Source organism: Salinicola tamaricis (assembly GCF_003006155.1).
In the GTDB taxonomy this organism is placed as follows: Bacteria; Pseudomonadota; Gammaproteobacteria; order Pseudomonadales; family Halomonadaceae; genus Salinicola; species Salinicola tamaricis.
Genome location: NZ_CP023559.1, coordinates 3,491,199 through 3,515,796 on the forward strand (window position 1 = coordinate 3,491,199; position 24,598 = coordinate 3,515,796).

The window sequence follows — 24,598 nt, forward strand, 5'->3', positions numbered from 1 at the left end:
CATCACTTTCGATCAGCTGGGTATGGGCGATGTCGAGCGGGTGGGCGGCAAGAACGCCTCCCTCGGCGAAATGATTTCGAATCTGGCCGATGCCGGCGTCACCGTGCCGGGCGGTTTTGCCACCACGGCACATGCCTACCGCGAATTCCTCAAGCACGAAGGGCTCAACGACCGTATCAATGCCGAACTCGCTACGCTTAACGTCGACGACACCGAGACACTGGCCAAGGTCGGCGAAAAGATTCGTGGCTGGGTGATCGACACGCCTCTGCCGCCGGCGTTCGAGGCGGCGCTGGCGGACGCCTACCAGACCCTGCAGGCACGCTACCCGCAGCTCAAGGTGGCGGTGCGCTCCTCGGCCACCGCGGAGGATCTGCCCGATGCCTCCTTCGCCGGGCAGCAGGAGACCTTTCTCAATATCGACGGCTTCGACAACGTCAAGCGCGCGGTGCACGAAGTGTTCGCCTCGCTATTCAACGACCGCGCCATCTCCTACCGCGTGCATCGTGGCTATGCCCACGAGAACGTGGCGCTCTCCGCCGGGGTGCAGAAGATGGTGCGTTCCGAGACCGCGGCCAGCGGTGTGATGTTCACCCTGGACACCGAGTCCGGCTACCGTGATGCGGTCTTCGTGACCGGCGCCTGGGGCCTGGGCGAGACCGTGGTGCAGGGGGCGGTCAACCCCGACGAATTCTACGTGCACAAGCCGACCCTGGCGGCCGGTCGGCCAGCGGTGCTGCGGCGTACTCTGGGTTCCAAGCGGATCAAGATGGTCTACACCGAGGACGCCGCCGCCGGGCGTTCGGTCAAGACCGTGGACGTCGCGCATGCCGACCGCCAGCGCTTCTGTCTGAGTGATGACGACGTCATGGCGCTGGCGCGCCAGGCGGTGACCATCGAGCAGCATTACGGTCGCCCGATGGACATCGAGTGGGCGCGCGACGGCGACGACGGCAGGCTCTATATCGTTCAGGCGCGGCCCGAGACCGTCGTCTCCAACCAGGATGCCGGCACCCTCGAGCGCTTCACCCTCAAGGAGAAGGGGCGCGTGCTGGTCGATGGACGTGCCATCGGTCAGCGCATCGGCCAGGGCAAGGTCCGGCTGGTGGCGTCACCCGAAGAGATGCACAAGGTGCAGAACGGCGACGTGCTGGTGACCGACATGACCGATCCCGACTGGGAACCGATCATGAAGCGCGCCTCGGCGATCGTCACCAACCGTGGCGGACGCACCTGTCACGCAGCGATCATTGCCCGCGAGCTGGGCATCCCCGCGGTGGTGGGCTGCGGCGATGCCACCGAGCTGCTCGAAGATGGGCTCGAGGTCACCGTCTCCTGCGCCGAGGGTGACACGGGCCACGTCTACAATGGCAAGCTCGAGTTCGAGTGCCGGGCCACCAGCGTCGACAGCATGCCCGATATCCCGTTCAAGATCATGATGAACGTGGGCAACCCCGATCGCGCTTTCGCTTTCGCCGGGCTGCCCAATGCGGGCGTGGGGCTGGCGCGGCTGGAGTTCATCATCAACCGCATGATCGGCGTGCACCCGCGGGCGCTGATGGATTACGACAAGCTCTCCAGTGATCTCAAGCAGACCATCGACCTGCGCACCGCCGGCTATGCCGATCCGGTCAGCTTCTACGTCGATCGTCTGGTCGAGGGTATCTCGACCCTGGCGGCGTCGTTCTACCCCAAGCGGGTGATCGTGCGACTGTCGGACTTCAAGTCCAACGAGTACGAGAATCTGATCGGCGGCAAGCTCTACGAGCCAGGTGAAGAGAACCCGATGCTGGCTTCCGCGGCGCTTCACGCTATCTCTCCGACGACTTCCGCCCCTGTTTCGAGCTGGAGTGCCAGGCGCTCAAGCGCGTGCGCGACGAGATGGCCTGGACAACGTCGAGATCATGGTGCCGTTCGTGCGCACCCCGGCCGAAGCCAAGGGGGTGGTCGAGCTGCTCGAGGCCAACGGACTCAAGCGCGGCGAGAATCACCTCAAAGTGATCATGATGTGCGAGCTGCCGGCCAATGCGCTGCTGGCGGATGAGTTCCTCGAGTACTTCGACGGCTTCTCGATCGGCTCCAACGACCTGACCCAGCTCACCCTGGGGCTCGATCGCGACTCCGGGATCTTGCGCATCTCTTCGACGAGCGTGACCCGGCGGTGAAGAAGCTGCTGTCGATGGCGATTCAGGCGTGCAAGGCTCAAGGCAAGTACGTCGGCATCTGCGGGCCAGGGCCCCTCGGATCATCCCGAGCTGGCCAAGTGGCTGATGGAGCAGGGTATCGACTCCGTCTCGCTCAACCCGGACGCGGTGCTCGAGACCTGGTTCATGCTGGCCGGCGAAACCCTCGGCTGATGGCCAGCCAGGCCTCGCCGCGCGAGGTGGCGTCATCCAAGCCGGTGCGAGCGATCGCACCGGCTTTTTGCGTTCACGAGCTCAACCAGTTGCGCAGCTTGACCAGCAGCAGCTCACCATCGGACATCTCACGGCGTTCGGCGAGCAGGGCGCTTAGCGCTTCGGGGCGGTCGGTGATGATGTTGTCCACGCCCATGTCGATATAGCGCGACATGGCGCCGGTACTGTTCACCGTCCACACTGCCACGCCACGGCCGCTGCCGTGCAGGGTCCGCAGCAGGCTCGGGTTGGCCTGGGTATGGCGCAGCCGATGATGTCGGCGGGGGTCTCCGCCACGCCCCGGGCAGGATGAACTGCAGGAACAGTGGTGCGGATGTCCGCGCCAGCTGTTTGACCCGCGCCACCACCGACGGCGAGAGCGACGCGATCACCACCTGGTCGGCCATGCCGCTGGCGCGATCTGGGCAATCACCTGGCGGGCCAGGAGATCGGCGCTCAGCGGCGCCGCTTGAGCTCGACATACAGATCGATCCGCCCGTGGGCGCGCGCCAGTAGCGCGGCAAAGGTGGGGATGCGCTCGCCGACGAAGGCATCGCCGAACCAGGCCCCGACGTCGACCTGGCAATCTCGTCGAGGGTCATCTCGCTCAAGCGGCGATCGATGCCAGTGAGCCGGCGCAGGTTGTCGTCATGGGCGACGATTACCTGGCCATCGCCGCTCAGGCGCACGTCCAGCTCCATGTAGTCGGCCCCGGCGTCGATGGCACCTTCCAGCGCCGCCAGGGTGTTTTCCGGCGCCTGATACGAGGCGCCGCGATGGGCGGTGATGGCGACCGTATCGTTGATCTCGAACCCCTGGAGAATCCAGCCCGCCTGGAGCAGTGCGAAGGCCAGGACCAGAATCTCCGCGCCCCAGGCGATCAGCCCCGAACGCCGCGGTGCGGGCTCGCCGTCGAGTACCGGCGCGCGTCCGCTGGCGCGCTGGAACAGGGTGGTGACCAGCAGGCTGTTGGCGCTGACGCCGAGGAAGGTCAGGGCGATGGTGGCCACGATATAGAGTGCCAGATACGCGAGCATGGCCGGAATCAGCACGCTCGCGCGCTCGGGCAGATGCCCCAGCAGCGGCCCGCCTAGGGCGTTGAAGAGCAGACTGAAGACGACCGGGATCGCCGCCACCGATAGCGCCGTGCCCAGCACCAGCAGTGCCATGCGCCAGCGCCGCCGGCGGGTCAATCGATGGCTGCGGGCCAGCGCCGACAGCGGCCCCAGGCCCTCCAGCACCAGCGCCGGCAGAGCGAGAAACCAGCGCAGATAAAGTGTGGGCCGGCGAGCACTGCCCAGACCAGCAGCACGGCAGCGCGAGGGCGAGAACTGCCACAGCGCCGCGGGCACACGCGAATCAGCACATAGGGTTCGGTGTCTCCCAGCAGCCAGGTATAGAGATGGGCTACGCCGAGGGCGAAGGGCGCCGCCAGCAGCAGATGCGCACCGACCTGGAGGAAGGCCAGCGCGGCAGTGCCGGGAAGCGTCGCAGCACATGCCAGAGGGCGCCCATGGCGACCCGATAACGCCCGCCGTCGCGGCTGGAGACCACGCGCATCATGCCCGCCTGCTGCAGGAAGATCACCAGAAAGCTCAGCCCCAGCGCCGCCAGCAGCCACAGCAGACCCCTGGCCGAGAGTGCGACGTCGACGATCTGGCCGTTGCTGAGTACCGGCTGGCCGATACGCTTCAGTAGTCCGGCGAGGGTGCCTGCAGAGAGTGGCACCCAGAGTGCGGTGGCCAGTAGGGTGAAGAAGAGATGAAAAGCGATGAGCGCGCGCCAGTGTACGGCGATCTGGCGCGTGATGTCCTTGATCAGCGGGCGTGGGGCAAGCATATCGCGGTCGTCGACGTCCTGGTCAGTGTGGGGTCATCTTCCTTGTGACCCTGTCAGTCTTGTCTTCAAAGTGTCATCGGCGCAAGGGAATCACTGCATAAATGCCTGCACGGACTCGGCGTCCCCAGCGCATGGCTGCGTGACGCGGTACGGGGACGCCAGCCCGGTCGAAAGCTCGCCTAACCCCATGTTATGTCTCGCTTGACGCGTTGCCTTCGGCAACTTGCCCTGACGGGCCGCCCTGCGGGCGTTCTCTACGCGTTGCTGCGAGTCTGTGCTCCGGGCGCCTTGCCCTGCATCTCGTTCGGCGATTTATTCAGCGTTCCCAAGTCGCACAGGTGATCCCGCCGTCCGAAAGGGATTGTCATCCGCTGAAAACGTCAAGGCCGCCCGCAGGCGGCCTTGGTAGCGCGATGATCCAAGATCAGAACTGCCAGCCCACCGAGGCGGTGTAGGCATCGACCTTGTAGTCGCTGTCGAAGTCGTAGCGCTCGTACTCGGTGCGCAGCAGCAGATGCTGATAGTGGTACTGAACGCCAGCGCCGTAGACCGGGTCGATGCCGTCGTTATCGTCGAGGTTCGAGCCCGCGCCGAGATCGCCCCGGGCGTCGACGTCCCACTTCGCCATACCGGCCTTGGCGAACACTTCGAAGCCGGCGACCAGCGGATACTTGCCGATCAGGTTGAGGCCGTAGGCGCGGGTCTTGAGATCGACCACGTTGCCGCCGCGGATGATATTGGGCTTGCCCAGGTCGGCGTAGAACGCCTCGGTGGCGAAGTAGGGGTTGTACTCGTAGCCCACGAAGGCCTTGTAGACGCTGTCGTCGTCATCCACGTGGTAGCCGCTGCCACTGGCACCGGCGAAGTGGCCGACATCGCTGTCGCTACTGGTGACCTTGCCGTAGCCGCCGCCGAGGCCGATATATAGGCCGTCGGCGTTGGCCGCCTGGGCGGCAGGCGCCAGCAGCAGCGGCGACAGCGCCAGCGGGAGTGCCAGCCAGGTATTGATCTTCATGTTTTCCATCTCCATCCCGTTGATGAACGCTGTTCTTTTATCTGAAAACTCTAATTTGCTACCCGTCCCGGCGCAAGCCCAGTGCGATCTTGGTCCGGCTTGGCGCCGGCACGGGTGCGAGCGACAATGGGGTAGCCCAATCAACCGCGACGAGGCGCTGCCGTTATCGATTTCCTTCACCCCATCGACGCGCTGCGACGCCTGACCGCCGGCCTTCAGTGGGGTCGCCGCCGCTCACCACGTGTCGTGCTGTGCGGCTGTGACGCACGCCACTACGGCTGGTTGCGCACCCTCGGCGCGACCCACGAGGTGGTCGCCATGGTCACCGAGGCGCCGTGGCAGCACGCCACCCGGGTCGAGGGCGTACTACTCTACTACCCCAGCGAGGTGTTTTCGCTGTGCCGTCGCTTCGAGGTCGATTATCTCGTCTACGCCACGCCGGCAGAGCGTGACGCGATCGAGCGCGTCGCACCCGCCGCCCACGTCTGGCAGGCACACTGGTGCCACGGCATCGAAGGTCTGACGGCCCGCTGACGGGCGCTCGAACCTGGCGGCCCAGCGGCCCTTGCACATAAAAAACGCCCCGCACGGGGCGGGGCGTTTCGGTAGCCTCTTCATGAAGCTGCGAGCATCGGAAGAGTCGTATCAGGCTTCCTGGGCGACCGGGATGACGGTAGCGGCCGCTTTCTGGAAGTCCTCGATCTCATGGAAGTTCAGATAGCGGTAGATCTCGCCCGCCATCGCATCGAACTCGCCCATGGTCGCTTTGTACTCCTCGACCGTCGGCAGGCGGCCCTCGACGGCAGCAATCGCCGCGAGCTCTGCCGATGCCAGATAGACATCGGCGCCGTCACCGAGACGGTTGGGGAAGTTACGGGTCGAGGTGGACACCACGGTCGACTTCGGCGCCACACGTGCCTGGTTACCCATGCACAGCGAGCAACCCGGCATCTCCATGCGGGCGCCGGCCTTGCCGTAGATGCCGTAGTAGCCCTCCTCGGTCAGCTGATGTTGGTCCATCTTGGTCGGCGGCGCAAGCCACAGGCGCGTCTTCAGGCTGCCCGCGGGCTGCTTCTCGAGCAGTTTGCCGGCGGCGCGGAAGTGCCCGATGTTGGTCATGCACGAGCCGATGAAGACCTCGTCGATCTTCTCGCCGGCGACCTCGGAGAGCAGACGCGCGTCGTCCGGGTCGTTGGGGGCGCAGAGTACCGGCTGGTCGAGTTCGCTCATGTCGATCTCGATCACCGCGGCGTACTCGGCGTCGGCGTCGGCGCGCATCAGGCTGGGGTTGGCCAGCCACGCTTCCATGCCCTGGATACGACGCTCCAGGGTGCGGGCGTCGCCGTAGCCGGCGCTGATCATCCACTTGAGCAGGGTGACGTTGGAGGTCAGGTACTCGGTCACGCTCTCTTCGGAGAGGGTGATGGTGCAGCCCGCGGCGCTGCGTTCGGCAGAGGCGTCGGAGAGTTCGAACGCCTGCTCGGCGGTGAGATCCTCGAGACCTTCGATCTCCAGGATGCGCCCGGAGAAGATGTTCTTCTTGCCCGACTTGGCCACCGTCAGGTGCCCTTGCTGGATCGCGTAGTAGGGGATCGCATGGACCAGATCACGCAGGGTGATACCCGGCTGGCGTTTGCCCTTGAAGCGCACCAGCACCGACTCCGGCATGTCCAGCGGCATGACGCCGGTGGCCGCGGCGAAGGCGACCAGACCCGAGCCCGCCGGGAACGACACGCCCAGCGGGAAGCGGGTGTGCGAGTCGCCGCCGGTGCCCACGGTGTCGGGCAGCAGCATGCGGTTGAGCCAGGAGTGGATGATGCCGTCACCCGGACGCAGCGAGACGCCGCCGCGGTTCTGGATGAAGTCCGGCAGGGTGTGGTGGGTCTCGACGTCGACCGGTTTGGGGTAGGCGGCGGTGTGGCAGAAGGACTGCATCACCAGGTCGGCCTGGAAGCCGAGACACGCCAGATCCTTGAGTTCGTCGCGGGTCATCGGGCCGGTGGTGTCCTGGGAGCCGACCGTTGTCATCTTCGGCTCGCAGTACATGCCCGGACGCACGCCCTCGAGGTTGCACGCCTTGCCGACCATCTTCTGGGCCAGGGTGAAACCCTTGCCGGTATCGACCGGCTGCTCCGGCTTGCGGAACACGTCGGAGGCGGGCAGGCCTAGCTCGTCGCGTGCCTTCTCGGTGAGGCCGCGACCGATGATCAGCGGAATGCGTCCACCAGCACGCACTTCGTCTAGGATCACCTGGGTCTTGAGCGCAAAGGTGGAGATGACCTCATCGCTGTCGTGGCGGGTCACCTTGCCCTCATACGGATAGACGTCGATGACGTCGCCCATCTCGAGCTTGTCGACATCCATCTCGATCGGCAGGGCGCCGGCATCTTCCATGGTATTGAAGAAGATCGGTGCGATCTTGCCGCCGAAGCAGAACCCGCCGGCGCGCTTGTTGGGGACGTGGGGGATGTCGTCACCGAAGAACCACAGCACCGAGTTGGTCGCCGACTTGCGCGAGGAGCCGGTGCCCACCACATCGCCCACATAGGCGACCGGGAAGCCCTTGGCCTTGACCGCCTCGATCTGCGCCAGCGGGCCCTTGCTGCCCGGCACTTCCGGCTCGATGCCGTCGCGCGGGTTCTTGAGCATGGCGTTGGCGTGCAGCGGGATGTCGGGGCGCGACCAGGCGTCTGGCGCCGGCGACAGGTCGTCGGTATTGGTCTCACCGGGCACCTTGAACACTGCGATGCTGATCTTGTCGGCCAGCGCCGGCTTGGCCAGGAACCACTCGGCCTCGGCCCACGACTCGAGTACGCCCTGGGCCACGGCGTTGCCGTTCTTGGCCCGCTCGGCGACATCATGGAAGGCGTCGAACATCAGCAGGGTGTGCTTGAGCTGCTCGCCCACTTCCTGAGCCAGCTCGCTGTCGTCGAGCAGCTCGACCAGCGTGGCGATGTTGTAGCCGCCCTGCATGGTGCCCAGCAGCTTGACCGCGTGGATCTTGTCGATCAGCGGCGAGGTCGCCTCGCCCTTGGCGATGGCGGTGAGGAAGCCGGCCTTGACGTAGGCGGCTTCGTCGACACCGGGCGGCACGCGATCGGTGATCAGTTCGAGGAGAAATGCCTCTTCACCGGCGGGCGGCTGCTTGAGCAGCTCGACCAGTTGGGCGGTCATTTCGGCGGTCAACGGTTTCGGCGGCACGCCTTCCTGGGCGCGCTCCTCGACATGTTGGCGGTAAGCTTCGAGCACGGTTGAACCCTCATCTAATGTCAGAGCCCGCAGCGAGAGCGGCGGCGCCAGCGCGCGAAGACTCCGCCTGGAGGGCGGGGGAGGCGGCGGCAAACGACCGGCTGCGGTGGGCGCTGCGCAGTCTACGTGAAACTGTCGACAATGTTAAGGCGAGCGGCTCAAGGCCCGTCATGGCGGCGCTCGGCGGGTGGAGCTCGGGTCCGTCAGGGGGCGCTTCGCGCCGCCGGCAGTGCGCGTGGAGACATTGCACAGGCTTTCCCTAACATGAGGCCGCCCGAGATCGACCACGGACGACATCGTCATGACTGCTTATACCGCTACCGAGACCGACGCCACGCTGCCACAGGAGCTGCTCGAGTTCCTGCCCTGCGCGACCCCCGAAAGCTGGATCGAGGCGGCGCTCGCCCATCCGGCGCTGCTGCTGATCGACCACGCCCAGTGCGAGAAGAAGGCGGCCTCCACCGCCATGAGCCTGATGTTCCGCTATGTCGATCGCCCGGAACTGCTGGTCAAGATGTCGCAGCTGGCACGGGAGGAGCTTCTGCACTTCGAGCAGGTGGTGGAGATCATGCAGGAGCGCGGGGTCGATTACAGCCATCTGCAGGCGTCACGCTACGCGGAAGGCTTGCGGCGCCATGTGGCGCGCGACGAGCCGCAGCGCCTGATCGACATCCTGATCGTCGGTGCCTTCATCGAGGCGCGCTCGTGCGAGCGCTTCGCGCGGCTGATCCCGCGGCTCGACGCGCAGCTGGCCAAGTTCTACCGCTCGCTGGTGCGCTCGGAAGGACGCCATTTCGAAGACTATATCGGTCTCGCCCGGCGCTACGCCGGCGCCGCCGCAGTCGATGAGCGAATCGCCGTCTTCGCCGCCCACGAGCGTGCCCTGATCGAGGACACGGACACCCACTTTCGCTTCCACAGCGGGGTGCCGGCCGCGGTATGACACCAGCCGCGGGCGCGGCGCTGGGTACCTTCGAGGAGACGCATGACGCAGCCATCCGCCAGCACGACCCTGACCCTGTTCGGGCAGTTCGGCCTGCACCAAGGTGCTACCACGCTGACCCAGTTCAGCTATGACAAGGTCAAGGCGCTGCTGTTCTATCTATTGCTGCAGCGAGAGCCGGTCAGCCGTGCCCAGCTGGCGGCGCTGCTGTGGCCGGAGCAGCGTCTCGACGCCGCGCGCACCAATCTGCGCCATGCGCTGCATTCGCTACGCCACGCTCTGGGCGAGTGCGCCGAGACCTGGCTGACGGTCACCCGTCAGACCATCGCCTGCGTACCCCGGCGTCGGTGGCTGGGATCTGCGCGAGATCGAGCGCGAACTGGCGCTGACGCCGGACCTGACGAGGCTCGAAAGGTTGCTGAGCCACTATCGCGGTGAGCTGGTGGCAGAGCTGGCGCTGCCCCAGTGCGAGGGCTTCAGTCGCTGGCTTTCGCAGGCGCGTAGCGACTGGCGCGAGCGGGTGATCGACTACGCCGAGCGCGCCCTGAGCCAAGCGCAGATGCAGCCCGAGGCGCTGTTGCGGGCGCTGTTGGCACGTTTTCCCGAGCATGTGGCGTTCCAGGAGCAGCTGATACGTTGCCTCGCCGGCCACGGCCAGGTGACCGCCGCGCGCGAGCGCTTTCATGCCCTGCTGCGTCAACTGGCGCTCTCCGGCGAGCAGCCCAGCCGGGGTTCCTGCAGTTCGCCGGTGACTGGCCGGATATTACCCCGACGGCGGAGGTCGCGCTGCCAGCACCGGCATCTCCCGTCCCGGCAGAGGGTTACTCGGCGGCGGAGATCGACTTTCGCCAGGTGGCGATCATGGCGATCGCACTCAAGCCGCCGGAAAGCGGCAACGACATCAGTCAGGCGCTGGCCTGTCTGACCCTGCAGGATCGGCTGTTCCGCTGGCTGGAGACCCAGTGCCATCAGCTCGGCGGCTTCTGGCAGGCGGCGGTGGGTAGCGGGGTAGGGCTGGCCTGCTTTGCCACCCATGGCCCGACCCACCAATTGGCCGAGCTGGTGGCGCTCTACGACCACTGCCAGCAGGGGCTTTCGGCGCAGGTCGCGGCTTGCTGGGAGGGTGATACGCCGTCGCCTGCCTTTACCCTGTGTGCGGGACTGGATAGCGGCCGGGTGATCTGGCTGCCGGAGCGTCGCACCATCGACCCGCTCGGTGATGTCACCCAGGTCGCGCTGGCGATGCTGGCCATGGCCGAGCCGGGGGAACTGATGATCTCGCTCAATGCCAGCCAGCACCTGCCGCCGGCGTTCGATCTGCAGGCGCGGCTGACGCCACGTCTGCTGAGTGCCGATGGCCGGATCGCGCGGCGCGCCCTGGCGTTGGCGTCCGGCGACGGCGGACGGGTGACCCGAGTGCCGAGCCTGCTGGGGCGCGATGCCGAGCTGCGCCAGCTGCGTGATGCCCTGGCCCGGGTTGCGCTGGGGCTGCGTCAGAGCCTTCTGGTGCTGGGCGATACCGGGATCGGCAAGTCGGCGCTGATGATTCGTTTCCGCGAATGTCTGCAGCATGAGGACGTCGCGCTGTTCTGGCGCCAGACCACACGGCTGTCGAGCCAGACGCCCTATGCGGTGGTGCAGTCGCTGCTGCGCTGGCATCTCGGCGCGGAGCCGGCGCTCGCCAGCCTGGAGGCGTTGATCGATGCCACGCCGACGCTGGCCAAGATCGGCGCCGAGCGGCGCCGCCTGCTGCTCGACGTGCTGGTGCGTGAAGTCACCAACCGCGAGGCGGCCGAAGAGGCGGTGGAGCTGGTCAGTCATCTGACCCAGTCGTTGATCCTGCGGTTGACAGCGACGCGCCGGCCGCTGGTGATGATCATCGACGATCTGCAGTGGCTCGACGAGCCTTCGCTCAAGGTACTGCACAACCTGCAGGTGCGCTTGCCGATCCACTCCTCGCTGCTGCTGCTGGCGTCGCACCAGAACCGCGAGATGCCCTCGATTCGGCTCAACTGGGACCAGCAGATCGCGCTCGGCCGCCTGGCCCCGAGCAGTCGGCCGAGATGCTCGACGTGCTCGCCCGGCGTCACTGCCTGACGCTGGATCCGTCACTGCGCGAGCAGCTGATCGCGCGCTGTGAGGGCGTGCCACTCTATCTGCAGGAGATCTGCCGCTGGCTCGAGATCGACCGTCGGGAGGGGTGCACCCTCGATGCCGCCGCCTTGCCCCGTGGATTGCTCGGCTTGCTCGCCAGTCGCATCGATCAGCTGCACCAGGATCGTAGCGTGGCGCACATGGCGGCGGTATGCGGGCGCCAGTTCGAAACCGCGCTGCTCAGAGCGTGTCTCGATACCACCGACGCGGCGCTGCGGGCGGCACTCGAGCAGATGCGCCGGCTCGAGATCATCGAGCCGTGCGAGGCCGCGCCGTTCGATTTCCAGTTCACCCATCCGCTGCTGCACGAGGCCGCCTATCTGTCCTGCCCCCAGGATGTTCGCGTGACCCTGCACGGCCGTCTGGTCGGGCTGATCGAGTCCCAGCGCCCGGCTTGGATCAGCCGCCACCCGGCGATTTCGCCGAGCATCTGCAGCGCAGCGGGGACCCGGGGCGCGGCGCACGCTACTTCGAGATGGCGGCTCGCGGCGCCCTGCGCGCCAGCGCCAATCGTACCGCACTGCGCCTGGCCGAGGCGGGTCTTGCCTGTCTGGCGCGTGTACCGGGTGGCGCGGCGGAGCGGCGGATCAGCCTGCTGACGGTACAGGGTCAGGCCTATTACGCGCTGGAAGGACACGGTTCGCGCCCGGCCCAGGCGTGCTTCATCGAGGCGCAGCAGCTGTGGCGTGACGGCCCCGCAGGAGGAGGACGCCGAGGATCAGGCCTTCCTGGTCACCTGGGGGCTATGGGTCGGCGCCAGCCAGCGCTATGCCAACCGCGATGCCGATCCCTGGCCGAGCATCTGCGTGAGCTGGCACAGCGCATCGACGATCCGCGCTACCGTCGACTGGCGCTCTATGCCCGCGCCTATGGCGAGTACTGGAGCGGCGAGGTGGGGCGGGCTTTCGAGCATCTGGAGCAGATCGATCCTCTGCGTCAGCCGATGGTGCTCGAGTGGCTGCCTTACTCGGATCACCCGCAGGTGGCGGCGAGCTGCTATCAGAGCTGGGCGCTGTGCCTGCGTGGTGACTATCGCCGTGCTGAGCAGCAGATGGAGGCGGCGATCCGGCTAGCGGAGAGTATCGGCCATCCAGCATCGCTGGCCATGGCGCTGATCTTTGCGGCTTCGCTCTACCGTCAGCTGGGGCATGTCCATCTCGCCCTGGAGCGCGGCCAGAGAGCCTTCGAGATGACCCGTTCACAGGATCTGCAGCGCTGGCATCTGGAGGCACTCTGCGTGCTCGGCTGGGGGCAGGCGCTGGCCGGCGATGCCGTCTGGATCAGGTCGAGTCGGGGGTCGAACGGCTGATCGAGCTCACCGGACGGCCCGCCACCAACGCGCTTCGCTCTGGTACGGCGATGCCTGTCTGGCGCTCGATCAGCTCGAGCGCGCAGCACACTACCTGCTGCCGTGCCTGGTTCAGGCGCGTGACAACCGCTCGACGATGCTGCCGCAGCTGCTGCTACAGATGGCGCGGATCCAGCATCGTCAGGGGCGGCCAATGGCCGAGATCGAGGCGCTGATCGCCGAGGCGCAGGCGTGGGCAGAGGAGGCCGGCTGTGCCCATCTCGAGCTGCACAGCCTGGCGCTGTGGCTGACCCTGGTGGATCCCGATGATGCCGAGAGCCAGCGTGCGCTGCGCTACCGCCTGGGCGAGGTCGCGCTCTGCGATGCGCCGGTGCTGATTCGCTGGCGCACGCTGCTCGACAACCTCAGCGCCGAGGCGCGTCCGCCGCAGCGCCCCCGGCGTGGTCGGCGGGACGCCTCGACCCGGGCGCGGCATGGCTGATACGCGGATGGCCGGCAAGAGACTCGCCTCCGGGGAGGTGACACAGCGGGCTAGGCAGGTGTTCCGCGGCATAGGCAGCGGCGTCGCAAGATAAACGGTGCGCCAGGAAGTTGGCGCTGGGGAACCGCTGGCCCCGCCGCCCGTGCGGGCTCAGGCGGGGCAGCTTGAGGGAAGGGCAGGTTCGGCCAGGGCAAACGACTCCAGTGTCAGGCTGTCGCCCTCGACTCTCAGCTGCCCAGCCCTGATCGGCCGCCAGTCGCCGATGACAAGCGCTCGGCGCGCTCACCCGTCGACCTCCAGCTCGTGCACCGCCGGGCGATGGGTGTGGCCATGGATCAGCAGGCGCGATTCATGCGCGCGCAGCGTATCGACCACCGCCGCCGGGGTCACATCCATGATGTCCTCGGCCTTGTTGGAGTTGGCCTCGCCGGACTGCTGGCGCAGCTTGCGTGCCAGCGCCAGGCGCTCCTCCACCGGCAGCGCCAGGATCTGTGCCTGCCATGCCGGATCGCGAGCCTGACGGCGGAACGCCATATAGGCGGTGTCACCGGTGCACAGGCTGTCGCCGTGCATCAGCAGCGCGCGCCGTCCGCCCAGCTCGACCACGGTGGGGTCCTCGAGCAGGGCGCAGCCGCTGTCGGCAGCGAAGGCCTCGCCGATCAGGAAATCGCGATTGCCGTGCATGAAGGCGAGCCGCGTGCCGGCATCGTGGCAGGCGCGCAGCTCGGCGATGATGCGCTGCTCGAATTCGCCACGATAGTCATCGCCGATCCACGCTTCGAACAGGTCGCCGAGAATGGTCAGCGCCGACGCCTCGCGGGCGGGGCCGCGCAGGTAGTCGATGAAACCCTGGGCGATCTCGGGCTGGTCGGGTTGCAGATGAAGATCGGCGATCAGTAGTTGCATGGCAGACTCGATGGCAGTGGCGGTCGGTAGGAAAGGGCGAAGGGCGGCCGTTCAGACGACTTCGGCGCGTTCGATGATGACATCCTCGACCGGCACGTCGCTGTGCATGCCGCGGCGCCCGGTGGCGACCTGGCGGATACGCTCGACCACGTCCATGCCCTCGACGACATTGCCGAACACGCAGTAGCCCCAGCCCGGCAGACTCTTGTCGCGGTGGTTGAGGAAGTCGTTGTCGGAGACGTTGATGAAGAACTGCGCGCTGGCCGAGTGCGGGTCCTGGGTGCGCGCCATGGCGACGCTGCCCTTCTGGTTGGTGAGACCGTTGTCGGCTTCGTTCTCGATCGGCGCCCGCGTCGCCTTCTGCTCGAAGTCGGTGTCGAAGCCGCCGCCCTGGACCATGAAGCCGTCGATCACGCGGTGAAACAAGGTGCCGTCGTAGTGGCCGTCGCGGACGTACTGCTCGAAATTGGCCGCCGTCTTGGGCGCCTTGTCGGCGTTCAGCTCGAGTTTGATGATGCCGTAATTGGTGTGCAGAACGATCATGGGATTTCCTGAGCGAAAGGGCGTGTTCCGGGCCGGCGCCGGCTTGGCGCCGAGACCGCGCGTCGCGCTATAATAGCCGCTTTGCGCGGGTGGGAGAAACCGCCCGGCACGCGTGTTAACCTGCCTTCACCAGCGCCGTCACCGCACGGTCCGACGAATTACAGAGGTTGTCTGCATTCCATGAGGTCGAAAGTCGCGTCGAGAACGACGATACCCAGCACGGAGCCCCGAATTTCCTGCGCAATCAGATTCGTGACGAGATCGAATCGGGGCAGACCCAGACGATCGTGACCCGTTTCCCGCCGGAGCCCAATGGCTTTCTGCACATCGGTCACGCCAAGTCGATCTGGGTCAATTTCGGTCTGGCGGAACAGTTCGGCGGCCGCTGTCATCTGCGCTTCGACGACACCAATCCAGCCAAGGAAGAGCAGGCCTATATCGACGCCATTCGTGAGGATATCGAGTGGCTCGGCTATCGCTGGAGCGGTGAGGTGCGCTACGCCTCGAGCTACTTCGATCAGCTCTATGCCTGGGCCCAGCATTTGGTGCGCGAAGGCCTGGCCTATGTCGACGATCTCTCGCCGGAAGAGATTCGCGAATACCGCGGCACCCTGACCGAACCTGGCCGGCCGAGCCCCTACCGAGAACGAGGGGTGGAGGAGAACCTCGACCTGCTGGAGCGCATGCGGGTGGGCGAGTTCGCTGAGGGGGCCAAGGTGCTGCGGGCCAAGATCGACATGGCCGCGCCCAACATCAATCTGCGTGACCCGATCCTCTATCGTATCCGCCACGCGCATCACCATCAGACCGGCGATGCCTGGAAGATCTACCCCTCCTATGACTTCGCCCACGGGCAGTCGGATGCGATCGAGGGCATCACGCACTCCCTTTGCACGCTCGAGTTCGAGGATCACCGCCCGCTCTACGAGTGGTTCCTGGCACACCTGCCGGTGCCCTCGCAGCCGCGCCAGACCGAGTTCGCGCGGATGAACGTCAACTACACCGTGACCTCCAAGCGCAAACTCAAGCTGCTGGTCGACGAGCAGGTGGTGGACGGCTGGGACGATCCGCGCATGCCCACGATCTCCGGGCTGCGCCGGCGCGGCTACACGCCGGCTTCGCTGCGCAAGTTCTGTGACATGACCGGGGTCAGCCGGGCGGCCAATGTGGTCGATATCGCCATGCTGCACTTCGCGATTCGCTCCGATCTGGAAGACAACGCGCCACGCGCGATGTGCGTGCTCAACCCGCTCAAGGTGGTGCTGACCAACGTCAGCGCCGACCACGGTGAAGTGTTCGAGGTGCCGGGGCATCCGGCGCGTGAAGACATGGGGACCCGGCGCCTGCCGCTGACGCGTGAGATCTGGATCGATCGCGACGACTTCATGGAGGAGCCGCCGAAGAAGTTCTTCCGCCTGGCGCCAGGCAAGGAAGTGCGTCTGCGCAACGGCTACGTGATCCGCTGCGATGAAGTGATCAAGGACGATGGCGGCGAGATCACGGCGCTGCACTGCTCGGTCGACTTCGAGACCTTGGGCAAGAACCCCGAGGGGCGCAAGGTGAAAGGGGTGATCCACTGGGTCAGCGCCGAGCACGGCGTGCCGGTCGAAGTGCGCCTCTACGACAACCTGTTTCTCGACGAGGCGCCGGATCGCGACAAGGATGCCGACTTCCTCGATCATCTCAACCCCGAGTCGCTGGTCACCGTACAAGGTATCGCCGAGCCGGCGCTGGCCGATGCGGCGCCGGAGGCGCGCTATCAGTTCGAGCGGGTGGGCTACTTCTGCGCCGACCGCCATGCCTGCCGCGATGGCAAGCTGGTGTTCAATCGCACGGTCGGGCTCAAGGACTCCTGGGCCAAGATTCAGCAGAAGCAGCAGGGGACGGCATGAGCGAGCTGCAGGTCTATAACACGCTGACGCGGCGCAAGGCGCCGCTGCAACCGATCGAGCCCGGCAAGCTGCGCATGTACGTGTGCGGTATGACGGTCTACGACTACTGCCACCTGGGGCATGCCCGGGTGATGGTGGCCTTCGACGTGATCACCCGCTGGCTGCGTCAGACCGGGCTCGACGTCACCTATGTGCGCAATATCACCGATATCGACGACAAGATCCTCAAGCGTGCCGAGGAGAATGGCGAGCCGATCTCGGCGCTGACCGAGCGCATGATCGCGGCGATGCACGAAGACGAAGCGCGTCTGGGCGTACTGCGCCCGGACCTGGAGCCCCGGGCCACTGGGCATATCCACGAGATCGTGGCGATGATCCAGCGTCTGATCGACAACGACTACGCCTATGCCGCGGACAACGGTGACGTCTACTACCGCGTGCGCCGGTTCGCCGCCTACGGCAAGCTCAACAACCGCAATCTGGACGAGATGCGGGCCGGGGCGCGGGTCGAGGTGGTCGATACGCACAAGGAGGACCCGCTCGACTTCGTGCTGTGGAAGGCGGCCAAGCCGAACGAGGCGAGCTGGCCTTCGCCATGGAGTGAGGGGCGTCCGGGCTGGCATATCGAGTGCTCGGCGATGTCGACCTGCTGCCTGGGCGAGACGTTCGATATTCATGGTGGCGGGCCGGATCTGACTTTTCCCCACCACGAGAACGAGATCGCCCAGAGCGAGGCAGCCACTGGCAAGCCCTACGTCAATGTGTGGATGCACGCCGGCGCGGTGCGCGTCGATCAGGAGAAGATGTCCAAGTCGCTGGGCAACTTCTTCACCATTCGTGAAGTGCTCGAGAGTCATGATCCGGAGGTGGTGCGCTACCTGCTGGTGGCCAGCCACTATCGCAGCGCGATCAATTACGCGCCGGCATCCCTCGGCGAGGCGCGGCGCTCGCTGGAGCGCTTCTATCACGCGCTGGATGGCATCACACCGTGCCAGGGCGAGGTCGAGCCGGACTATGCGGCACGTTTCAGCGCGGCGATGAACGACGACTTCAACACCCCCGAAGCGCTGTCGGTGCTGTTCGAACTGGTGCGCGAGGTCAATCGCCTGCGCGATGCGGATATGCCACGGGCCGCAGCGCTGGCGTTCGAACTCAAGCGGCTGGCTGGGGTGCTGGGTCTGCTCGAACGCGAGCCGGCAGCATTTCTCAAGGCCGGCGCCCAGGCGCTGCCGCTGGCAGAGGCGGAGATCGAAGCGCGTATCGAGGCGCGCGCCCAGGCCAAGCGCGAGCGCGACTTTGCCGCCGCCGACCGTATTCGCGACGAGCTGGCGGCGCTGGGTATCGTGCTCAAGGACTCCCGCGAGGGTACCCGATGGAGTCTGGAGGCGGCTGGCGACTGAACTGAAGACGGCCGCGACCGAGCGCGAGAGCTGCGTCGGGGGCTGTTGCCGTGTCTTTGCCAGTGACGAATAGGCCCCGCCGATCTGGCGGGGCCTATTCGTTTTCAGAGGCGTTCGTTGTCAGAGGCGTTCGTTGTCAGAGTCTGTCGTTTCCGGGCGCCTCAAGTGGGGCGGGTCAGCGCGTCGCCAGGCGCGCGACGATGGCGTCGACCATGCGTGCCGAGTGGGTCGCGGCGCGCTCCAGGAAGGCGTCGAAGGAGAGATGCGAGGACTTGCCGGCGATATCCGAGAGTGCGCGAATGACCACGAACGGGCAGTCGAAGAGGTGGCAGGTCTGGGCGATCGCCGCCGCTTCCATCTCGATCGCCAGCATCTCGGGAAAGTGTGCTCGCAGTCCCTCGACCCGGGCCGGGTCGGACATGAAGCTGTCGCCGGTGCAGATCAGGCCCTCGAACACGCGCAGCTCGCCGAGGCTCTCGATGCTTGCGCGCGCGGCGCCGACCAGCTCGGGCGCGGGGGTGAACGCCGCCGGCATGCCCGGCACCTGGCCCAGGGCATAGCCGAAGGCGGTGACGTCGACGTCGTGATGGCGCACTTCGCTGGAGATGACTACGTCGCCGACTTCCAGTTCGGCGCCGAAGCCGCCCGCCGAACCGGTGTTGATCACCGCATCGGGGCGAAAGCGATTCATCATCTGGGTGGTGCCGACGGCGGCATTGACCTTGCCGATGCCCGACTGCAGCAGCACGATCTCGACACCGTGGCGACGGCCGCAGTGAAAGGTGGCGCCGGCGTGACGTTCGACGCGCGCGTCTTCCAGCTGCGAGGCGAGTAGGGTGACTTCCTGCTCCATGGCACCGATGAGGCCGATGGTTTGCATCACGAGATTCCTTGAGTGGCGGCGAGGGTCAATGGGCGTCGTGGAGTTCGGCGGCCTGCAGGGTGTTCTGCAGCAGGGTCGCGACCGTCATCGGGCCGACCCCGCCGGGTACCGGGGTGATGAAGCTGGCACGCTCGGCGGCACTGGCGAAGTCGACATCGCCGACCAGAGTGCCGTCATCGTTACGGTTCATGCCGACATCGATCACCACGGCGCCCGGCTTGATCCAGTTGCCATCGATGAGGCCCGGCTTGCCCACGGCCACCACCAGCAGATCGGCCTGACGTACCTTTTCCTCCAGGCTGCGGGTGAAGCGGTGGCACACAGTGGTGGTGCAGCCCGCCAGCAGCAGCTCCAGTGACATGGGCCGACCGACGATATTGGAGGCGCCGACCACGGTCGCCTCGAGGCCACGCAGTTCGATACCGCTGTGTTCGAGCAGGGTCATGATGCCCTTGGGCGTGCACGGGCGCAGTAGCGGCATGCGTTGGGCCAGGCGTCCCAGGTTGTAAGGGTGGAATCCGTCGACGTCCTTGTCCGGGCGGATGCGTTCGAGCAGCGGGTTGGCATCGAGGTGCTCGGGCAGCGGCAGCTGCAGCAGGATGCCGTCGACCGTGTCGTCTGCATTCAGTTCGTCGATGACCGCCTCCAACGCCTGCTGGCTGATGGTGGCATCGAGCCGATGGCTGAACGAGAGAATGCCGGCCTGCTCGCAGGCACGGTGCTTATGGCTCACGTAGATCTCGGAGGCGGGGTCATGGCCCACCAGAATCACCGCCAGGCCCGGGCGTCGGCGTCCCAGCTGGAGGCGCTCGGCCACCTCGGTGGTCACCTGTTCGCGGATGGCGCCGGCAATGCGTTTGCCGTCGATCAACTGAGCGGTCATCGACTGTCCTTTCTGAGTAGCGGAGATAGCGGCCGGTCTCGCTGGGCGAAGCAGGGCTTCGACCAGGCCGGCGAAGGCGGCAATTTTCGCACGCCAGCCGATCCAGTCAACGCAGGCTTTGAGGATGGCTGTCACTGTGGCGACAGTGGGGCAGGGCAGATACGACCCGGGGTCGTCTGAAATGCACGTAAGGGCTTGACCTGACAGAAATGATCCGTAGAATACGCAGCGCATCGAGGGGCTCGTAGCGTCATCGATCGCATCGTCCGGTGACGGGGTATAGCGCAGTCTGGTAGCGCGCCTGCTTTGGGAGCAGGATGTCGGGGGTTCAAATCCCTCTACCCCGACCAGTAGGTCGGCGATCGGTGGACAGGCAGCCGGTATTGGAATGCGCCTATAGCTCAACCGGATAGAGCAACGGCCTTCTAAGCCGTAGGTTGCAGGTTCGAGTCCTGCTGGGCGCGCCACTCTCCGGATGGCTTCACCTTGTGAAGCGTTTGGATGGGTTGCGGCGGTTCCAAGCGATGCCAGTGTCGAGATGGTGGATGTAGCTCAGTGGTAGAGCCCCGGATTGTGGCTCCGGTGGTCGTGGGTTCGATCCCCATCATCCACCCCACTTTCGACACGCACCCAGAAATGGTGGATGTAGCTCAGTGGTAGAGCCCCGGATTGTGGCTCCGGTGGTCGTGGGTTCGATCCCCATCATCCACCCCATTTCTGTCTCTTCGGATGTCCTCCTGGTTCTCCCTGCCCAGTTTTGCTCTGGCTACCTGGTTTGCGCTACGTGAAGTCCGATGGCTGATCGTCGACGCCTTGCGCGCTCAATGTCGTGGCTGGCAGTCTCGCGCGCCATGTTCGTAGCTGTCTGGCGGCGATGCTTGCCTGTCGATGACGACGAGTCGTCCTTTTATTCTGTCGATTTTCGTCGCTGCCCCTTGGTTTTCGGGCGCTTCAGCCCAATGTAGGCGGCAAGTCTGCTTGCCAGTAGGCATGGGGATTCATAGAATCTCACCCTTATTTTTTTGAAGTTGCAATCACAGAACGCTCCCGTCGGTAGAGGATCATCTATGCAAGTTTCCGTTGAGACGACTTCCCAGATCGAACGTCGCATCACCGTCCAGGTGCCGGCGAGCGAGGTCGATCAGGCCGTCGCCGCTCGTCTGCAAGACACCGCCAAGCGCGTTCGTCTGAATGGCTTTCGTCAAGGCAAGATCCCGATGGCCGTCGTGCGTCAGCGTTTCGGTCAGGACGTGCGCAACGAGGTGGTCAGCGAACTGATGCGCCAGCACTACGTGCGCGCCATCACCGAAGAGAGCCTCAATCCGGCCGGCTACCCCTCGATCGAACCGACCGTCAACCAGGACGGCAAGGATCTCGAGTTCGTGGCCACGTTGGAGGTGTACCCGGAGATCGAGCTTCAGAGCATCGCCGGTACCGAGGTCGAGCGTCCGCAGACCGAAATCACCGAAGCCGACATCGATCAGATGATCGAGACCCTGCGCACCCAGCGCGCCGAGTTCCAGCCGGTCGAGCGTGGCGCCGAGATGGGCGATCAGGTCAAGATCGACTTCGAGGGCTTCCTCGGTGACGAGCCTTTCGAGGGCGGTGCTGCCGAAGGGCACGAACTGGAGCTGGGCTCCAACCGTTTCATCCCGGGCTTCGAAGAGCAGCTCGTGGGCGCCAGTGCCGGCGAAGAGAAGCGCATCCAGGTGACCTTCCCGGAAGACTACCAGGCCGAGCATCTGGCCGGTCAAGAAGCCACCTTCGCAGTCAAGGTGCACGAAGTGTCGGCCAAGACGATGCCGGAAGTCGACGCCGAGTTCATCAAGGCGTTCGGCGTTGACGATGGTGATTTCGACAAGTTCCGCGCCGAAGTCAAGAGCAACATGGAGCGCGAGGTCAAGCAGGCCACGCAGAACCGTGTCAAACAGCAGGTGCTCGAGGCGCTGCAGGCGGCCAATGAAGTCAGCGTACCGCAGTCGCTGATCGATCAGGAGACCGATGGTCTCAAGCGTCAGGCAGCGCAGCAGTTTGGCCTGGGTGACGATTTCGACGTCAGCCAGCTGCCCAACGAGCTGTTCGCCGATCAAGCGCGCAACCGAGTCAAGGTTGGCCTGCTGCTGGCCGAAGTGATCAAGCAGAACGAGCTCGAAGCGAGCGACGACGAGATCCGTGCCCGTGCCGAGGAACTGGCGACCCAGTATCAGCAGCCGGAGCAGGTGGTCGAGCAGTACCTCAAGAACGACGAGCTCAAGAACCAGATCAAGTCTGCGGTGCTCGAAGACAAGGCCGTTGACAAGCTGCTGGCTCAGGCCCAGGTTAAAGACGTCAGCATGAGCTATGAAGACGTGCTGCAGGCCGCTCAACAATCGGACGATGCGGCCGATGAAGATGAGAGTGAAGAGAGCGATTCCAAAGCATGAGCGCTGCTTGGTAAGCGACGGACCCCGGCGAGATGTCGGGGTTCGGCGGTGGTCGGAGAAAGCAACGTGGGTTCCCGGCCGCCGTCTAGAGGGGTGTGACACTCACCAGATGCAAGGAAATCGCGATGCGTAACGAGTTCGACATCAGTAATGCCGGCGGCCTGGTTCCGATGGTCGTGGAGCAGAGTGCGCGCGGCGAGCGGTCTTACGACATCTACTCCCGGCTGCTCAAGGAGCGTGTCATCTTCCTGGTCGGCCAAGTCGAAGACTACATGGCCAATCTGGTGGTGGCGCAGCTGCTCTTCCTGGAGTCCGAGAATCCGGACAAGGATATCCACCTCTACATCAACTCTCCTGGTGGCTCGGTCACCGCGGGCATGTCGATCTACGACACCATGCAGTTCATCAAGCCGGACGTGTCGACCGTGTGTATCGGTCAGGCGGCGAGCATGGGGGCACTCCTGTTGACCGGGGGTACCAAGGGCAAGCGCTACTGCCTGCCGCACTCGCGCATGATGATTCACCAGCCGCTGGGCGGCTATCAGGGGCAGGCTTCCGACATCGAGATCCACACCCGGGAGATTCTGACGATCCGCCACAAGCTCAACCGGATTCTGGCCGATCACACCGGTCAGGATATCGACAAGGTGGCCCAGGACACCGATCGCGACAATTTCATGGATGGCGACCAGGCCGTCGAGTACGGGCTGATCGACGCCAAACTGGATAAGCGCCCGGTATCCTGATAGCGTTTTGAGTCAAGGTTTCACACGGCGATGTTCGGCATCGCCGTCCTGACGAGGTACACGAATGGCCGACGGTAAAGGCAAAGACGACAACGGCAAGCTGCTCTACTGCTCGTTCTGCGGCAAGAACCAGAACGAGGTACGCAAGCTGATCGCAGGGCCGTCCGTCTACATCTGTGACGAGTGTGTCGATCTGTGCAACGACATCATCCGCGAAGAGGTGCTGGAAGCCGACGCCGAGAGCGATGAGGATCGCCTGCCGGTACCCCGTGAGATCCGCAATACGCTGGATGACTACGTCATCGGTCAGGATCGCGCCAAGATGGTGCTGTCGGTGGCAGTCTACAACCACTACAAGCGGCTGCGTGGCGGCGGCAAGAGTGGTGGCAAGAACGACGACATCGAGCTGGGCAAGTCGAACATCCTGCTGATCGGTCCGACCGGCAGCGGCAAGACGCTGCTGGCGGAGACGCTGGCGCGGCTGCTCAATGTGCCGTTCACCATCGCCGATGCGACCACGCTCACCGAGGCGGGGTATGTCGGCGAGGATGTCGAGAACATCATCCAGAAGCTGCTGCAGAAGTGCGACTACGACGTCGAGAAGGCGCAGCGCGGCATCGTCTACATCGACGAGATCGACAAGATCTCGCGCAAGTCGGACAACCCGTCGATCACCCGTGACGTCTCGGGGGAGGGGGTCCAGCAAGCGCTGCTCAAGCTGATCGAGGGCACTACTGCCTCGGTGCCGCCCCAGGGTGGGCGCAAGCACCCGCAGCAGGAGTTTCTGCAGGTCGATACCGGCAATATCCTGTTTATCGTCGGTGGCGCCTTCGCCGGCCTGGACAAGGTGATCCGCGATCGCGCCGAGAAGGGTGGCATCGGCTTCAACGCCACGGTCAAGAGCAAGGAGAGCGACAAGGGCGTCGGTGATGTACTGGCCAATGTCGAGCCCGAAGATCTGGTCAAGTTCGGCCTGATCCCCGAGTTCGTCGGCCGTCTCCCGGTTATCGCCACACTCACCGAGCTGACCGAAGAGGCGCTGATCCAGATTCTGGTCGAGCCCAAGAACTCGCTGGTCAAGCAGTACTCACGCCTGTTCGAGATGGAGAGCGTCGAGCTCGACTTCCGCGAGGACGCGCTGCGCGCCGTGGCCCACAAGGCGATGGAGCGCAAGACTGGTGCGCGTGGTCTGCGCTCGATCCTCGAGTCGGTGCTGCTGGAGACGATGTACGACGTGCCGTCTCTGGAGGGCGTGACCAAGGTGGTGATCGATGGATCCGTCATCTCGGGTGATAGCGAGCCGCTGTTGATCTACTCCAAGCAGGAAGAGAGCCGGGTCGCCAACAAGGACGGCTGATGCCTCCCGCGTTGACGTCTCGACTCAGGGAAGGGGCCCTCAGGGGCCCCTTCTTCATGTCGGGGCCGCGCTCTCGGCCGTCCAGCGGTGTTGGCAGGCCGCCTTTGATGTCAAAGACGTGACATCGACGTGTCAGGTCGAGGTCACGCCCCCTTGGAACCTGGGGGCCTCGCCCCCAC

20 protein-coding genes, 4 tRNA genes and 2 pseudogenes are annotated in these 24,598 nt (G+C 65.3%); 17 read left to right on the plus strand and 9 right to left on the minus strand.

Translation table 11 applies throughout. The annotated features are described in order from the left end of the window. Window positions 1-22: 22 nt before the first annotated feature. A pseudogene (ppsA, locus tag CN538_RS16040) lies at window positions 23-2,357 on the plus strand (phosphoenolpyruvate synthase). A gap of 73 nt (window positions 2,358-2,430) precedes the next feature. On the opposite strand, the gene CN538_RS23350 reads toward ppsA, so the two are convergent. The 4 genes and pseudogenes from CN538_RS23350 to CN538_RS16055 form a co-directional block, all read right to left on the minus strand. Continuing rightward, window positions 2,431-2,604, minus strand: coding sequence for a glycerophosphodiester phosphodiesterase family protein (locus CN538_RS23350; protein WP_340638145.1), 174 nt, complete (start codon window positions 2,602-2,604; stop codon window positions 2,431-2,433). A 403-nt stretch (window positions 2,605-3,007) separates the two neighbouring features. Then, window positions 3,008-3,895: pseudogene (locus CN538_RS23355) on the minus strand (glycerophosphodiester phosphodiesterase family protein); the annotation flags it as partial. Further along, window positions 3,804-4,235, minus strand: a complete 432-nt coding sequence (locus tag CN538_RS16050) for a glycerophosphoryl diester phosphodiesterase membrane domain-containing protein (RefSeq protein ID WP_106420084.1) — start codon at window positions 4,233-4,235, stop codon at window positions 3,804-3,806. The pseudogene CN538_RS23355 and the gene CN538_RS16050, both read right to left, overlap by 92 nt. 424 nt (window positions 4,236-4,659) lie before the next feature. Continuing rightward, window positions 4,660-5,250: an outer membrane beta-barrel protein gene (locus tag CN538_RS16055; RefSeq protein ID WP_106420085.1), complete on the minus strand. Its 591-nt coding sequence runs from the start codon at window positions 5,248-5,250 to the stop codon at window positions 4,660-4,662. A gap of 246 nt (window positions 5,251-5,496) precedes the next feature. On the opposite strand from CN538_RS16055, the gene CN538_RS16060 reads away from it, so the two are divergent. Then, window positions 5,497-5,784: a hypothetical protein gene (locus tag CN538_RS16060; protein WP_106420086.1), complete on the plus strand. Its 288-nt coding sequence runs from the start codon at window positions 5,497-5,499 to the stop codon at window positions 5,782-5,784. Between the two features lie 111 nt (window positions 5,785-5,895). Here the strand turns inward: CN538_RS16060 and acnB are convergent, their stop codons facing one another. Further along, window positions 5,896-8,499, minus strand: coding sequence for a bifunctional aconitate hydratase 2/2-methylisocitrate dehydratase (gene acnB / locus CN538_RS16065; protein ID WP_106420087.1), 2,604 nt, complete (start codon window positions 8,497-8,499; stop codon window positions 5,896-5,898). Window positions 8,500-8,800: 301 nt separating this feature from the next. On the opposite strand from acnB, the gene CN538_RS16070 reads away from it, so the two are divergent. The 6 genes from CN538_RS16070 (at window position 8,801) to CN538_RS23385 (ending at window position 13,386) form a co-directional block, all read left to right on the plus strand. Then, complete coding sequence (locus CN538_RS16070; protein WP_106420088.1) at window positions 8,801-9,442, plus strand: MiaE family protein; 642 nt, start codon at window positions 8,801-8,803, stop codon at window positions 9,440-9,442. Window positions 9,443-9,484: 42 nt separating this feature from the next. After that, on the plus strand, window positions 9,485-9,880 hold the full coding sequence (locus tag CN538_RS23360) for an AfsR/SARP family transcriptional regulator (protein WP_242495251.1): 396 nt from the start codon (window positions 9,485-9,487) through the stop codon (window positions 9,878-9,880). Beyond that, on the plus strand, window positions 9,858-10,367 hold the full coding sequence (locus CN538_RS23365; protein ID WP_242495252.1) for a bacterial transcriptional activator domain-containing protein: 510 nt from the start codon (window positions 9,858-9,860) through the stop codon (window positions 10,365-10,367). Before CN538_RS23360 ends, CN538_RS23365 begins: the two co-directional genes overlap by 23 nt. Then, window positions 10,304-11,539: an AAA family ATPase gene (locus CN538_RS23370; protein ID WP_242495253.1), complete on the plus strand. Its 1,236-nt coding sequence runs from the start codon at window positions 10,304-10,306 to the stop codon at window positions 11,537-11,539. The genes CN538_RS23365 and CN538_RS23370 overlap by 64 nt, the downstream gene beginning before the upstream one ends. A 532-nt stretch (window positions 11,540-12,071) precedes the next feature. Beyond that, on the plus strand, window positions 12,072-12,905 hold the full coding sequence (locus tag CN538_RS26460) for a tetratricopeptide repeat protein (RefSeq protein ID WP_422917515.1): 834 nt from the start codon (window positions 12,072-12,074) through the stop codon (window positions 12,903-12,905). Next, a complete protein-coding gene (locus CN538_RS23385; protein WP_242495255.1) occupies window positions 12,865-13,386 on the plus strand; it encodes a hypothetical protein in 522 nt (173 codons plus the stop codon). The genes CN538_RS26460 and CN538_RS23385 overlap by 41 nt, the downstream gene beginning before the upstream one ends. 282 nt (window positions 13,387-13,668) lie before the next feature. Here the strand turns inward: CN538_RS23385 and CN538_RS16080 are convergent, their stop codons facing one another. Together CN538_RS16080 and CN538_RS16085 are read right to left on the minus strand one after the other, a co-directional pair. Beyond that, the gene (locus CN538_RS16080) at window positions 13,669-14,292 is read right to left on the minus strand and encodes a UDP-2,3-diacylglucosamine diphosphatase (protein ID WP_242495256.1); all 624 of its coding nucleotides are present in this window, start codon (window positions 14,290-14,292) and stop codon (window positions 13,669-13,671) included. Window positions 14,293-14,343: 51 nt separating this feature from the next. After that, window positions 14,344-14,835 (minus strand): peptidylprolyl isomerase, encoded by a 492-nt coding sequence (locus CN538_RS16085; protein ID WP_106420089.1) that lies wholly within the window; start codon window positions 14,833-14,835, stop codon window positions 14,344-14,346. 167 nt (window positions 14,836-15,002) lie between these two features. On the opposite strand from CN538_RS16085, the gene CN538_RS16090 reads away from it, so the two are divergent. Both CN538_RS16090 and cysS read left to right on the plus strand, forming a co-directional pair. Beyond that, window positions 15,003-16,727 carry a glutamine--tRNA ligase/YqeY domain fusion protein gene (locus CN538_RS16090; RefSeq protein WP_106420090.1) on the plus strand — a complete coding sequence of 575 codons (1,725 nt, stop codon included), beginning with the start codon at window positions 15,003-15,005 and terminating at the stop codon, window positions 16,725-16,727. A gap of 5 nt (window positions 16,728-16,732) precedes the next feature. After that, entirely contained in the window at window positions 16,733-18,127 is a 1,395-nt protein-coding gene (gene cysS / locus CN538_RS16095) for a cysteine--tRNA ligase (RefSeq protein ID WP_106420681.1), read from the plus strand. A gap of 175 nt (window positions 18,128-18,302) precedes the next feature. Here cysS and mtnN read toward each other — a convergent pair whose 3' ends face one another. Together mtnN and folD are read right to left on the minus strand one after the other, a co-directional pair. Next, window positions 18,303-19,007, minus strand: coding sequence for a 5'-methylthioadenosine/S-adenosylhomocysteine nucleosidase (gene mtnN / locus CN538_RS16100; RefSeq protein ID WP_106420091.1), 705 nt, complete (start codon window positions 19,005-19,007; stop codon window positions 18,303-18,305). Between the two features lie 28 nt (window positions 19,008-19,035). Continuing rightward, window positions 19,036-19,893, minus strand: a complete 858-nt coding sequence (gene folD, locus CN538_RS16105) for a bifunctional methylenetetrahydrofolate dehydrogenase/methenyltetrahydrofolate cyclohydrolase FolD (RefSeq protein ID WP_164999634.1) — start codon at window positions 19,891-19,893, stop codon at window positions 19,036-19,038. Between the two features lie 273 nt (window positions 19,894-20,166). Between folD and CN538_RS16110 the strand changes: the two genes are divergently transcribed. From CN538_RS16110 to clpX, 7 genes are all read left to right on the plus strand, one after another. Then, a tRNA-Pro gene (locus CN538_RS16110) sits at window positions 20,167-20,243 on the plus strand. A gap of 40 nt (window positions 20,244-20,283) precedes the next feature. Beyond that, window positions 20,284-20,360: transfer RNA gene (locus tag CN538_RS16115), tRNA-Arg, on the plus strand. 74 nt (window positions 20,361-20,434) lie between these two features. After that, window positions 20,435-20,509, plus strand: a tRNA-His gene (locus CN538_RS16120). Window positions 20,510-20,532: 23 nt separating this feature from the next. Continuing rightward, a tRNA-His gene (locus CN538_RS16125) sits at window positions 20,533-20,607 on the plus strand. A gap of 353 nt (window positions 20,608-20,960) precedes the next feature. Further along, window positions 20,961-22,316, plus strand: coding sequence for a trigger factor (gene tig, locus CN538_RS16130; protein ID WP_106420093.1), 1,356 nt, complete (start codon window positions 20,961-20,963; stop codon window positions 22,314-22,316). 125 nt (window positions 22,317-22,441) lie between these two features. Beyond that, window positions 22,442-23,062, plus strand: a complete 621-nt coding sequence (gene clpP, locus CN538_RS16135) for an ATP-dependent Clp endopeptidase proteolytic subunit ClpP (protein ID WP_106420094.1) — start codon at window positions 22,442-22,444, stop codon at window positions 23,060-23,062. Between the two features lie 64 nt (window positions 23,063-23,126). Continuing rightward, the gene (gene clpX / locus CN538_RS16140) at window positions 23,127-24,419 is read left to right on the plus strand and encodes an ATP-dependent Clp protease ATP-binding subunit ClpX (RefSeq protein WP_035471685.1); all 1,293 of its coding nucleotides are present in this window, start codon (window positions 23,127-23,129) and stop codon (window positions 24,417-24,419) included. Window positions 24,420-24,598: the final 179 nt, after the last annotated feature.